The sequence below is a fragment of the Flavobacterium sp. FlaQc-28 genome (genome assembly GCF_044007415.1).
Lineage (GTDB): Bacteria > Bacteroidota > Bacteroidia > Flavobacteriales > Flavobacteriaceae > Flavobacterium.
On sequence record NZ_JBIPCM010000004.1, the window covers coordinates 372171 to 386166 of the forward strand.

General features: G+C 33.2%; 7 protein-coding genes. 5 read left to right on the forward strand and 2 right to left on the reverse strand.

Annotation, left to right across the window (positions count from 1 at the left end; genetic code table 11):
• Positions 1-152: 152 nt before the first annotated feature.
• Positions 153-854, reverse strand: coding sequence for a LytTR family DNA-binding domain-containing protein (locus ACHRVL_RS13550; RefSeq protein WP_089052822.1), 702 nt, complete (start codon positions 852-854; stop codon positions 153-155).
• Positions 844-1896 (reverse strand): sensor histidine kinase, encoded by a 1053-nt coding sequence (locus tag ACHRVL_RS13555; protein WP_089052823.1) that lies wholly within the window; start codon positions 1894-1896, stop codon positions 844-846. Before ACHRVL_RS13555 ends, ACHRVL_RS13550 begins: the two co-directional genes overlap by 11 nt.
• A gap of 269 nt (positions 1897-2165) precedes the next feature.
• Between ACHRVL_RS13555 and ACHRVL_RS13560 the strand changes: the two genes are divergently transcribed.
• The 5 genes from ACHRVL_RS13560 to nagB all read left to right on the forward strand — a co-directional run bounded on the left by ACHRVL_RS13560 (position 2166) and on the right by nagB (position 13973).
• Positions 2166-5354: a SusC/RagA family TonB-linked outer membrane protein gene (locus ACHRVL_RS13560; protein WP_395413595.1), complete on the forward strand. Its 3189-nt coding sequence runs from the start codon at positions 2166-2168 to the stop codon at positions 5352-5354.
• A gap of 12 nt (positions 5355-5366) precedes the next feature.
• Positions 5367-6890: a SusD/RagB family nutrient-binding outer membrane lipoprotein gene (locus tag ACHRVL_RS13565; RefSeq protein WP_395413598.1), complete on the forward strand. Its 1524-nt coding sequence runs from the start codon at positions 5367-5369 to the stop codon at positions 6888-6890.
• Positions 6891-7290: 400 nt separating this feature from the next.
• Complete coding sequence (locus ACHRVL_RS13570; RefSeq protein WP_395413600.1) at positions 7291-10338, forward strand: SusC/RagA family TonB-linked outer membrane protein; 3048 nt, start codon at positions 7291-7293, stop codon at positions 10336-10338.
• Positions 10339-10349: 11 nt separating this feature from the next.
• Positions 10350-11927 (forward strand): RagB/SusD family nutrient uptake outer membrane protein, encoded by a 1578-nt coding sequence (locus ACHRVL_RS13575; RefSeq protein WP_395413603.1) that lies wholly within the window; start codon positions 10350-10352, stop codon positions 11925-11927.
• A 108-nt stretch (positions 11928-12035) separates the two neighbouring features.
• On the forward strand, positions 12036-13973 hold the full coding sequence (gene nagB, locus ACHRVL_RS13580; protein ID WP_395413605.1) for a glucosamine-6-phosphate deaminase: 1938 nt from the start codon (positions 12036-12038) through the stop codon (positions 13971-13973).
• Positions 13974-13996 lie beyond the last annotated feature (23 nt).

Here is a 13996-nt window from a genome sequence, read left to right on the forward strand (position 1 = left end):
ATTTTTAATAAAATTGTTTTTTGAAGACCGTAAATATATTTGTTACGTGTATCAAAAAAAAATTATTGATTAAAAATAATGTTAAATTTAAACGAACTACAATATTTATTCAACAATGTGTTAATTTATATAGAGTTAGAAATGTTAAAGTTTTACTCCAAAATTCTATTTTTGACGTCTTTACTGTAATTTCTTCCAATAGGAATCGTGTAGGACTGAATCTGGATGCGGTTTCCTTCTATTGATTTTACTTTGTTTAAAGCAATAACATACGATTTGTGAATGCGTAAAAAGCGTTCAGCAGGCAGTTCTTCAGATAATGAGGTTAATGATCTGTGAGTGATATAAGTTTTATCAGGAGTAACAACTTTTATGTACTCTTTCATTCCTTCTATAAATAGAATTTCTTCAATATTAATCTTCATCATTTTTTTATCTACTTTGATAAAAATATGCGAATCGCTTTTTGAGGTATCGACTTTAATATTGTTTTTTAAATTATACTCTGTTGTAATTTTATTAATGCATTTTATGAATCGTGGAAGCGGAATGGGTTTTACTAAATAATCTAAAACATCAAGATCGTAACTTTCGGCAGCAAATTCTCTAAATGCGGTGGTTATGATTACTTTGGTTTTGTTTTCCATCAGGCTTATAAGTTCAAAGCCAGTCATCATAGGCATATTGATATCAAGAAAAACGGCATCGACAGAGGTGCTGTTTATAAAATCCAGCGCTTCTAGAGAATTATTGAATGTTCCTATTACTTCAAAGTCTGTAAAATTTGCAAAATAATTTTGCAGTACTTTTATAGCTAAAGGTTCATCATCAATCAATACACATTTAATCTTCATTATCAATTGGTATTTGTAAACGTATTATATAGTAATTCAGTTTTGTTGTATCTTTTAAGCTAAAATGATTTTTGTAAATCAGTTTTAATCTCTTTTTTGTATTAACCAGACCAATACCGCCTTTTGAGTTAAGATTTTGTGAAAGTACAAAATTATTTAAGATTTCAAAATCTAACATTTTGTTATCAATAATCTTACAGTTGATTTTAATTTTTAAATTAGTATTGTTTATGCTGCCATGTTTAAAGGCATTTTCTACTAATGAGATAAAGATCAGCGGCGGAACCATTATATCTTCGATGTTCGATTCTAAGTTAATAGTAACTTCTACATTCTCAAAACGTAATTTTTCAATCTCAACATAATTCTGAATATAATCTATTTCTTTAATCAGCGGAACAAATTTAGTTCCCTTTACATCATACAGTACATACTCCATTAAGTTCGAAAGTTTAATAATTACATCTGGAACTTTGTCTGAAGATTCTAATGACAATGCATAAAGATTGTTTAGAGTATTAAAAAAGAAATGCGGTTGAATTTGATTTTCTAGATATTTCAGTTTGATTTTAAACTGATTTTCTCGCAATGATCTGTTTCTTTCACGTTCACGAAGCCAAGTCAGCGTTAAGTAAACAGATGAAGCCATCGCTAGAACATACAATTCTCCAATACATACTGCTACAATATGATTAATCTCAAACGGATGATATTCGCGATTCGCTTCCGGCCAAATATTTTCCGAGATAATATAAAAGGTAAGAGCAGTTTTTAAAAGATAAATACCAAAAAGACTGGCTAATAAAGCAAAAGTATAGGTAATGTATTTTTGTTTTAGAACATATTTTGGAACTAAAATAAATAGATTAAAATATACTAATGGAATGTGCAGTGAGAACTCAATTAAATTTGATTTAAAAGAATAAGGATAATCATTAAAGTAAGCGCCCCATCGCAAAAAGTTGAGAGTGAAATAAGTGCCCCAGAACCAAATATGATTTTGAAGTTTTATGTCAAAGTTTAATTTTCGAATTTCGTTCAACTTTTTTAACGTTTTATTATTATTTAGGGAAGACTTGTAAATACAGTACAACTTTACATAATTACTGTCAAAAACACAATTTTTTTGAATTAAATTTTAAAATAAATGTTAAAAAATGCTGTATTTCAACGATATAACGTTTTCGTAAAACATAATGTTGAATGTTTCGTGTTGTTTGTTTAAAAAACTGTACTGTTTGTATAATATATTTTTTTTAACAGTGCCTTAACAATATTTTTATCACTTAACTAATCAAAACCATGATAAAAATGAAACAAATTATGTTAATCCTTGCGATTATCTTTACTTCGCAAATGTCATTTGCACAAGTAAAAACGATCAAAGGTTTGGTAAGCGATCAAAACGGATTGCCGCTGCCTGGAGTAAGTATTATTATTCAAGGTACAAAAACGGCTACCCAAAGTGATTATGACGGAAAGTATACGATTCAAGCATCTGCAGGAGATGTTCTTGCGTTTTCGTATATTGGTATTAAAACCCAAACAGTAACGGTGACTTCTTCACCTACAATTAATGTCGTACTTAAAGAAGACGCACAAAATTTAAATGAAGTTGTTGTTACGGCACTTGGGATTAAAAGACAAAAGAAAGAACTGGGTTATGCCGTTCAAGATGTAAAAGGTGATCAATTAAATAAAGCGATCACAACAAATGTAACTTCAGCTTTATCTGGAAGAGTTGCCGGTGTAGACGTGTCAATACCATCAACAGGAATTGCAGGTAGTACGAGAGTTATTATTAGAGGTATTTCAAGTATAAGTGAAAGTAACCAGCCGCTTTATATTGTAGATGGAGTTCCAATTGATAATTCTGGTTTATCAAATGATAATGCTGCAGCAAGCAGATGGTTTGATGGACGTGATAATGGAGATGGAATTTCAGGAATTAATCCTAATAACATTGAAAGCTTAACAGTGTTGAAAGGGGCAGCAGCTGCGGCATTGTATGGTTCAAGAGCTTTGAACGGAGTAATTTTAATTACAACTAAAAAGGGAAGCAAAGGAAAGCTTCAAGTTGAATTGACAAGCGGTGTAAGCTTTGATCATGTAAATGCTAAATATTCGGATTTTCAAAGTGATTATGGAACTGGTGCAAATGGTGCACTGCCAGATCCTAGCAGAGGTCCTTCTGAACTTTATAATTACACTACCAGCGCTTGGGGACCAAAGTTCTCTCAATCTGTAGGAGCACAAGTAAAAATATTTGACGGCTCTACAAGACCTTATGCTAAAGTCGATAATAATATTCAAGATTTTTTTAGAACTGGATTTACAACTACAAATGGAATTTCGTTATCGGCAGGTAGTGATAATGCTTATGTACGTTTTGGATATAATAATTTAAATAACGATGACGTAATTCCAGGATCTGGTTTAGAGCGAAATGATGCAAGTTTAAATGCAACTTTAAAATCAGAGAAATTTACGTTGGATGCTAATGTAAATTATATTGCTGAAAACACTGAAAATAGACCTGGTTTGGGAGATTCTCCTAACAATATTGGTTATTCATTAAGCGGATTGGCTCCAAATATTGATCAAGCTTGGTTAAAGAATTATAAGGATCCAGAAACAGGTAAGATATATGAATGGAATACTAATATTTATCAATTAAACCCATATTTTACAATAGACGAGAATCATAATTCATCTAAGAAAAATCGTTTTATAGGTAATGTGTCAGGAACTTATCAATTAAAAAGATGGGCAGCATTAACGTTGAGATCTGGTTTAGATACTTATGCTTTTAGTGCTAAAGATTTTATGGCTGCGGGAAGTACATGGCCGGGAAGAGATGAAGGTTATCTGGGTTTAAATAATATAAATGTGTCAGAGATGAATACTGACTTAATCGCAACTTTTAGTGATATAAAATTAGCTGAAGATTTTACTTTCTCTGGAATTTTAGGAGCGGGAAGAAGAGATTTTAGAAGAGAGCAAAATTCAAGATTTGGAACAAAAATTATAGAACCGGGAACTGAATACATTAGTAATTTTGTGAATCAAACAGAAAATGCTCCTGTTGAAACTAGAACCAGAACAAATTCAGTTTATGGTTCAGCAAAGTTTGATTACAAAGGATATTTGTATGCGGAATTTACAGGAAGAAATGACTGGTTCAGTGTAATTAATAAAGATGCTTTTTATCCTGCAGCTTCGTTAGGTTTTGTATTCTCTGATGCTTTTGATTTTAAAAATGAAGTTTTTAACTATGGAAAATTTAGAGCTTCTTGGGCTAGAGTTTCGAATGCTCCTGGTGCATATAAAAATGCATTAAACTATACCACGTTTGCATCTTACAATGGTCAGAGTGTTGTAAATATCAAAAATAGTGCGGCGCCAAATCCTAATTTAACTTACCAATCTAAAACAGGGGTAGAGTTTGGACTTGAAACTTCTTTCTTTAAAAATAGATTAAGAGCCGATATTACTGTTTATCGTGAAGATACTTCTGATCAAACTCTAGATCTTCCTTCATCTGCAACTTCTGGATATGAATTTATTTCGGTTAATGCTGGAGAATTGCGTAACGAAGGTATTGAGATCTTTTTGTCTGGTACACCTATTAGAACTAAAGATTTTGAATGGGGAATTGATTTGAACTTCTCAAAAAATAAAAACTCAATTCTGTCTTTACATCCAGATATTCAAACTTATACCATTTCTGAAGCACGCTGGGCAGGAGCTTCTATTGTGGGAGAAGTTGGAGGTAAATACGGAACAATTATGGGAAGAGATTTTTTAAGAAATGATGCCGGTCAAAAAGTTGTTGGCGCAAATGGTCTGCCATTATTTACAGATGAAAAAGTAGCATTAGGAAAAGGTCTTCCAGATTGGGCTGCAGGTTTAACAAATAGATTTAGCTATAAAGGAATAACACTTCAATTTTTAATCGATATGAAATTTGGAATGGATGTGTATTCTATGACTAATTCTGTTGCGGCTCAAAAAGGACTTTTGGATGTTACTACTGATGGTAGAGATGCTTATAATCAAGCAAGAGCTCAAGCAATTGCAAGCGATCCTAATTTTAGTCAAGCGACATGGATTCCTACAGGAGGTTATGTTGCTGAGGGTGTGGTAAATGTTGGAACTACAGACAACCCAAAGTATGAAAAAAATACAAAACCTGTAAATCCTCAGGATTATTGGAATACAGTATTTAATAATACACCAGCTCCATTTGTTTACGATGCTTCGTATGTAAAATTAAGAGAGGTTAGTTTAGGTTATCAAATACCAAAAAGTGTTTTTGCGGGTGCTAAAATTAACTCAATTTATGTTTCGGCATTTGCAAGAAACTTATTGACTTTTAATAAAGATCTTCCAAATGTTGATCCAGAGTCTATGTATACATCTGGAAACGGACAAGGTTTTGAATATGGTTCATTACCATTTAGACAGTCGTATGGTTTTAATATTAAAATTGCATTCTAAAAAAAAGATATTATGAAATTCAAACAAATAATAATAGCCATACTTGCATTATTTACTGCAGTAGGCTGTACTGAAAATTTTGACGCGCTGGAGAAAGATCCTGTGGCATTGACTGCAAATCCAGCTGGACAACTTACGTTTACACAATTGTGTATGTCAGGAGATGGGTTTTATCAATGGAGAACCAACTTAATTTATTCTGGTGGTTTTGTACAGCATTATTCTGGTGCATGGAACGTAACTACATTTGGAAGCAGATTTAATAAAGATGACGGATATGCTACAGCTTTATGGAGAAATGGATATTCTAATGAATTAAAGAATGTAGTAGATATTCTTGAAAACACAAAAAATGATCCTGCTGCAGCAAATATGAATGCTGTTGGTAAGATTATGAAAGTAATGGTAGCACAGCGTATGACGGATATTTATGGTGATATTCCTTATTCTGAAGCTGGTTTGGGGTACTCAAAAGGAATTGTAACGCCTAAATATGATAAACAAGAAGATATTTACGCATCATTTTTTAAAGAATTAGATGAAGCTTATAATCAATTAAAAGTTGGCGGCGGAAGCATAAAAGGCGATTTGTTTTATAATGGTGATATTCTAAAATGGAAAAAACTGGCAAACACATTACGTTTGCGTTTAGGAATGAGAATTTCTGAGATAAAACCAGTCGAAGCTGAGAAACAAGTTAAAGCGGCTTTACAAAATGGGGTTTTTGCCAGCAATGAAGATAATTGTATCATGCGCCATTTAGATGCAAGTTTTAATGATGATCCAGCATCTATTGATTTTAGAGGAAATGGACTTGCTTATGCTTTTGTAGGGAATGAAAATGGAGATCACTTTACAACTTTGGTCATAGATTATCTTAGAGACAATGGAGATCCTAGATTAACTATGCTTGCGACTCCTAAAAAAACCAGCAGTGTTAAGCAAGGCGCACCAATAGGACCAGGTGAAAATTTATACGAAGGAGTAAAACCAGGCTTGTATCAATATCAAGCTCCAGGTGGAACAGATGCAACATCAGGAATTCAAGACTATTTCAAGAAAAAAACGACACCTTTTTTACATGTTAGTTATTCAGAAACACAATTGCTGCTGGCTGAAGCTGCTTTTAGAGGCTGGGTTTCTGGTTCTGCAGCTGATTACTATAAAAAAGGAGTTGAGGCAGGTATTAAGCAATTAGAAATTTATGGAGCGCTGCCGGCTGGTCAATCTAAAATTGATACTTACCTAAATGCGAAACCATTAGTTGCCGGGAAAGAAAAAGAACAAATTGCAACACAGCTTTGGATAACTTATATTTTTAATAGTATTGAGGCTTATTCGAACTGGAGAAGAACCGGATTTCCAAAATTAGTTCCTATTACAAATCCAGATTCTCAGACAAATGGAGTTACGCCAACACGTTTGTATTATCCAAATGATGAAATGCAGAAGAATGAAGCAAATTATTTAGATGCATTAGCTAGAATGGGAGGAAAAAATGACTGGTTGAATAAAGTTTGGTGGGATGCTAATTAAATAGAAATTCCTACGTAAAGTTTTGCCTAATAAGGTGTTATTGTAATTAAATCTTAGAAATTAAAATTATGATAACATTTTATTAGGCATTTTTTTTAACATTTATTTACTTCTTTTTTTTAATAGTATTTAAAAGAATTTGATAGTTTTTATCTTAAATAACAGATTTTCAAATATTTGTGATTTGTTAAATGATTTTTAATAAAACTAACCTATTGTTGAATAAAATCTCCGTAAATGTGGTAAAAACTGCGTTTTATAGATAGGAAAACGTTTTCGTGCAACGGATTATTGATCGATTTATGTCGTTTGTTTAAAATTTCAGGCAGTTTGTATAATATATTTTTTTTAACAATCCCTTAAGAATAATTTTACATCATAACTAACAAAATAAATAAACATGAAAAAAATTTTCTTAATCTTTATGATTGTTTTTACGGCGCAAGTTTCGCTTGCTCAGGTAAAAAATGTTAAAGGTGTGATTACAGATTCTGATGGGATGCCGTTGCCGGGTGCATCTGTTGCTGTGCAAGGAGGTCAAAAAGGTTCTACTACCGATTTTGACGGATTGTACACTATTGAAGTTACAAAAGGACAAACATTAGTTTTTACTTATGTAGGTCTTGAAACACAATCGATAGTTGTAGGTGATGCTACTACAATTAATGTTAAAATGGTACCAGCTGCATCAAATGCGTTAAACGAAGTAGTTGTTACTTCATTAGGTCTTAAGAAAACTAGAAAATCTCTTACTTACGCAGCTCAAGAACTTAAAGGAGAAGAGTTGACTCGTGTAAAAGATGCCAACGTTATTAATACAATTGCAGGTAAAGTTGCCGGTGTTGCAGTAACAAAAAGTTCTGCAGGTACAGGAGGATCTACAAAAGTAGTTATTCGTGGTAACTCTTCTATATTAAACAGCCAGCCGCTTTACGTAATTGATGGTATTCCTTTGTATAATGGTAGTTCAAATCAGCCAAATGATTCATTTGGTAGTACTGCAGGAGGTAACCGTGACGGGGGAGATACAGTTTCTTTAATTAACCCTGACGATTATGAAGGAATGACCGTACTTAAAGGTGCAGCAGCATCTGTATTATACGGATCTCAAGGAGCAAACGGTGTTATTTTGCTTTCTTCTAAGAAAAATAAAGAAAACAAAGGAAACTTAGCAGTTTCTTCTGTTACTACTTTTGAGTCTGTACATTCTTTGCCAAAATTCCAAAATGAATATGGAACTTTAAATGCACAAAAATCTTGGGGAGGAAAAGTAGCTTCAAATGATTTTGTAAAAGACTTTTTCAATACAGGAGTTACGCAAATTACTTCTGCATCTTTTACAACAGGATCAGATATTGCTTCTACAACTTTATCTTATGCTAATACTTCTTCTTCAGGGATTATTGAAGGTAATGGATTAAAGAAAAACAATTTTGGAATCCGTCAAACAGCTAAATTTTTCAATAATAAATTAACTGTTTCTGCTGATGCAAAATACACAAGCCAAACTATTGATAACAGACCAGTAAACGGACTTTATTCAAATCCTCTTACAGGTGTTTATTTGTTTCAAAGAGCAAATGACTTCAATTTTTACAAAGATAATTTTGAATCATTTATTCCTTCTAGAAACCTTTACGGACAAAATTTCTACACACCATTGGATGCTGATATCTACGTTCAAAACCCTTATTGGTTAATCAATAGAAACAAATCTGTTGATAAAGATAATTTCTTTAACGGAAACATCGCTTTAGATTATAAAGCAAACAATTGGTTGAGCATTGGTGCAAGATACAGCTATAACAGAATCGAAAATGATTTTGATAAGAGAATTTATGCTACTACAAACAATTCTTTGTCTGGATATAATGGTAGATATATTAATGTAGGTACATTAAGTACACAACGTTATGGAGATTTAATTGCTAAAATCAATACTAATTTCAACGAAAATTTCAGCTTTAATGCTATAGTAGGTGCTAGTATCAATAATACTTTAGCAAATCATTCAACTACTTTAGATTCTGGTATCACTCCAGGGCTTATTAATGCTAACTTATTTACATTAGGGAATTTTGGAAGTAACAAAGGTGTAGATAACTTAAATCTTCAAGCTACAGGTTCTGCTAGAGAAGTTCAATCTATATTTGCTTCTGCTACTTTTGGTTACAAAAACATGTTGTATTTAGATGTTACAGGACGTAATGACTGGTCATCTACTTTAGTAAATACAGATACTCCATCATACTTTTACCCATCTGTGGGTGTGACTGCTCTTATTAGCGAAATGACAACTTTGCCAGAGTGGATTAACTTTGGAAAAGTAAGAGGAACTTATGCAGAAGTAGGAAACGACGTTTCAGCTTTCGTAACTTCTCCAAAATCAACAGTTCAAGGTGGTATCATTATTCCTCCAACAGTAGGACCAAGACCAGGTGAATCTTTAAAACCTGAGTTGAAATCAGAATACGAATTTGGTACAGAATGGAGAATGTTTAATAACAGATTTGGTTTTGAGGTTTCTTATTACAATTCAGAAACTAAAAATCAATACATCCAAGTTCCTGCGCCAAGTACAAACCCTTATGGTTATACTTTTTACGGAATTAACGCTGGTAGCATCGAAAATCATGGTATCGAACTTGTTCTTACTGGAAAAATCATCACTGGAGATAAATTCTCATGGGATACTACAGTAAACTATTCTCAAAATAAAAACAAGGTTAAAGAAATTCCAGAAGAATTAGGAGGAACAATTCCTTTAACTCCTGTAAACAATATCAACTACAGATATGCTTTAACAGAAGGAAGACCATTTGGAGTTATTGAAGGAAAAGGTATCGTTAAAAACGATAAAGGAGAAATTGTTTTAGATGACAAAGGAAACTTAGCAATTGAAGGAGCGTTCCGTGAAGTTGGTAATGCAAATCCTGATTTCATGCTAGGTTGGTCAAATACATTTAAGTTTGGTGCTTTTACAGCTAATTTCTTAATTGATGGACGTTTTGGAGGTGATGTAATGAGTATTACAGAATCTATGAATGATTTTTATGGAGTATCAAAAAGAAGTGGAGATGCAAGAAATGCTGGTGGTGTTCCTGTAAATGCAGTTATGCCTAATGGTACTAAAGTTACTTCAATGGATGCTCAAAAATATTACGAAGCAGTTGGCGGACTTAACGGAGCTACAGCTGAGTACGTATATGATGCTACAAACGTAAGTTTAAGAGAGGTTTCACTTGGCTATACTTTCAGTAAAAAAACATTGCCATTTGTTAATACAGCAACTTTATCATTAATCGCAAGAAATTTATTCTTCTTTTATAAAGATGCACCTTTTGATCCAAACATTGCTTTAAGTACAGGTCAAGGTTTACAAGGAGTTGATATTTATGGTTTGCCATCAACAAGAAGTATTGGTCTTAATTTAAATGTAACTTTCTAATTTAAAATATCATGAAAACAAACAATATAAAAAAATCATTAATCTGTTTCGGTCTTTTAGCCTTAGTTGGTTGTACAGATAATTTCGATGAGATTAATAGTAATCCTGATGCTTTTACTCAAGAGGAAGTAACACAGGACTTTAACCATATCTTAGGTCCTTTTAAAAATATGTTCGAGAATGTAATGGTAAATACTCCAGGTTGGAGATATCAAATTGCCATTGATTTGTCAGCAAATACTTGGGGAGGTTATTCAACAGCGCCAGGTTTTGATGGAGCAAATAATCTTTCTTACGCTCTTACTGATAAATGGAATGGAGCAGGATGGGAAGCTGCTTATTCATTAGTAATGGCAAATTTCTTGAAAGTTGAAAAAGAATCTAAAGGAAAGTACGATCAGTTTTATGCACTTGCAACAATTATTAAAGTAGAAACTTTACATAAAGTAGCCGATGCTTGGGGACCAATTGTTTACTCTCAATTAGGAACTACTAATTCGACAATCGCATACGATTCTCAACAAGATGTTTATACAGCAATGTTTAAAGACTTAGATTTTGCAGTAAATGAATTAACGAGAAGAATTGACGCAAAAGAACCAAGCTCTTTTGTAAATACAGACCGTTCAACATATGCAGGAAGCTATGAAAAATGGGTAAGATATGCCAATTCATTACGTTTAAGATTAGCAATGCGTATTGTAAAAGTAAATCCAACATTAGCTAAAGCAGAAGCTGAAAAAGCAATGAGCCAAAAATTTGGTGTAATGACAGCTGCAACTGATACTTTTATGGTAACTAAAGATGTTTCACAACACCCTTTAAGAGTAGCTGCTTATGAGTACAATGACAGCCGTATGTCTGCAGATATGGAGTCTATCATGGGAGGTTATAATGATCCTAGAATGAAAGTTTACTTTGCAACATCAGAACAATTTCCTGATCAGTACAAAGGAATCCGTACAGGAGGAATACTTGGAGATAAAACATTACACATGAAATTTTCAAATTTCGGAAAAGTAATAAAAGATGACAAACAAGTAGTTTGGATGAATGCTGCCGAAGTGTATTTCTTAAGAGCCGAAGGTGCTTTAAGAGGCTGGAACATGGGCGGTGATGCTGAATCATTATATAAAGCAGGTATTGCTGCATCTTTTGATCAGCTTGCTACAGGAGGCGCTGCTGAATATATCGCTAATAATGTGAATACAGCAAAAGATTATGTAGATCCAGTTGCACCATTCAATAGTGGTTTAGCGGTAAATAAAGTTACTGTTGCTTGGGATAATACTGCAAGTAACGAAGTGAAACTTCAAAAAATTATTACTCAAAAATGGATTGCTAACTTCCCTGACGGACAAGAAGCTTGGTCTGATCACCGTAGAACAGGTTACCCTAAATTATTACCAATTCTTAATAATCAAAGTGCTGGTGTAGTTACTACTCAATTTGGTGTAAGAAGAATAAACTTTGTTCAAAGTGAAAGAGATGGAAACCCAGAAGGAGTTAAAACTGGTGTTGCAAAACTTGGAGGTCCAGATAATGGAGGAACTAGAACTTGGTGGGATACTACTGGTGCTAACTTCTAAAAACAGAGTATAAGAATTTAAGTTTGGTTAGTGAATGGTATAGGCAGTGAAAGTTGTCTATACCATTTCAAAAACCAAAATTGTAAATACAAAAAAAAAAGAAAATAAATGAAAAGTGCTTTAGAAATAAAACCTGATATCAGCTATAAAAGCGCCGGAAAATTTGAAGAAACAAGATTTGAGAAAATCCATAACGAAATCTTCAAAAATTCTGCAGAAGCTTCTGTAATTGTAGCGCAGGAAATTGCGCAGTTAATTAGATCTAAGCAGGAAAAAAATAAAACCTGCGTATTGGGTTTAGCCACAGGTTCTTCTCCTATAAAAGTGTATGAGGAATTAGTGAGAATGCACAAAGAAGAAGGCTTAAGTTTTAGCAATGTAGTTACTTTTAATTTGGATGAATATTATCCAATGAGTAAAGAGAACAATCAAAGCTATCATTATTTCATGCATCAGCATCTTTTTAATCATATTGATATCAACCCTGAGAATGTAAATATTCCAGACGGTACAGTTGCAATTGATGAATTAAATCAATACTGTATCGATTATGAAATGAATATTAAAAATGCAGGAGGTCTTGATTTTCAATTATTAGGAATTGGTCGTACAGGCCACGTAGGTTTCAACGAACCGGGTTCGCATATTAATTCTGGCACCAGAATTATTACTCTGGATCATATTACAAGAGTTGATGCCTCATCAGATTTTAATGGAATTGATAATGTGCCAAAAAGAGCCATTACCATGGGAGTTTCGACTATTATGCGATCAAAAAGAATCGTACTTATGGCTTGGGGACAAAACAAAGCCGATATCATCAAAAGAACTACTCAAGGCGATATCAGCTCAGAAGTTCCAGCTACATTTTTACAAAATCATCCTAATGCAACTTTTGTTTTAGATCAGTCAGCTGCATCAGAATTGACACGTTTTAAAACTCCTTGGCTGGTTGGAGAATGTATTTGGAATCAGGAATTAAAAAGCAAAGCGATTGTTTGGTTGTGCCAAAAAACAAAACAGTCAATCTTGAAATTAACAGACAGAGATTACAATAATAACGGAATGTCTGATCTATTGGCACAAGAAGGTTCTGCTTATGATTTGAACATTAACATGTTTAATGTTTTACAGCATACCATTACAGGATGGCCGGGAGGAAAACCTAATACAGATGATTCACATCGTCCTGAAAGAGCAAATCCTGCAAAAAAACGAGTAATTCTTTTTAGTCCGCATCCAGATGATGATGTGATTTCTATGGGAGGAACTTTTTCAAAATTGATAAAACAAGGTCACGATGTACATGTTGTATATCAAACCTCTGGAAATATTGCAGTTACAGATGATGAAGCATTGAAATTTGCTGAGGTTTCCAGCGATTTTATTACAGATGCTGCTACTAAAATTAATTTCAAATCTGTAATTGATTTTCTGAATAATAAATCTGAAAATCAAATTGATTCTCTAGAAGTTCGAAAGCTAAAAGGATTAATACGAAGAAGAGAATCGTATGCCGCAACAAGATACATTGGGCTAAAAGACGAAAACACTCATTTCTTAGATCTTCCGTTTTACGAAACAGGACAAGTAAAGAAAAATCCGTTAGGAGCTGAAGATATTGCTATTGTAAAAGAAATCATTGCCAGAATAAAACCACATCAAGTATTTGCAGCAGGAGATTTAGCAGATCCACACGGAACGCATGAAGTTTGTTTGAATGCGATTTTTGCCGCAATGGGTGAATTAAAACCTGAAAAATATATGGATGATTGCTGGTTGTGGCTTTACAGAGGAGCTTGGCAAGAATGGGACATTAATGAAATCGATATGGCTGTTCCCCTTTCTCCATCAGAAGTATTGCTAAAACGTCATGCTATTTTGTATCACCAATCTCAAAAAGACCGTGTAATGTTTCAAGGAAATGATTCAAGAGAGTTTTGGGTTAGAGCCGAAGACAGAAATAAAAATACCGCTATTCTATACGATGAATTAGGATTGGCAGAATATGAAGCAATCGAAGCCTTTAAACGTTTTGATTACTAAAAATTTTAGATTCGGTTAGAACG

Excerpts from the sequence above, each read along its gene's own strand:
- ACHRVL_RS13550 (WP_089052822.1), bottom strand. The coding sequence starts at position 854 with ATGAAGATTAAATGTGTATTGATTGATGATGAACCTTTAGCTATAAAA.
- ACHRVL_RS13560 (WP_395413595.1), top strand. The coding sequence starts at position 2,166 with ATGAAACAAATTATGTTAATCCTTGCGATTATCTTTACTTCGCAAATG.
- ACHRVL_RS13565 (WP_395413598.1), top strand. The coding sequence starts at position 5,367 with ATGAAATTCAAACAAATAATAATAGCCATACTTGCATTATTTACTGCA.
- ACHRVL_RS13570 (WP_395413600.1), top strand. The coding sequence starts at position 7,291 with ATGAAAAAAATTTTCTTAATCTTTATGATTGTTTTTACGGCGCAAGTT.
- ACHRVL_RS13575 (WP_395413603.1), top strand. The coding sequence starts at position 10,350 with ATGAAAACAAACAATATAAAAAAATCATTAATCTGTTTCGGTCTTTTA.
- nagB (WP_395413605.1), top strand. The coding sequence starts at position 12,036 with ATGAAAAGTGCTTTAGAAATAAAACCTGATATCAGCTATAAAAGCGCC.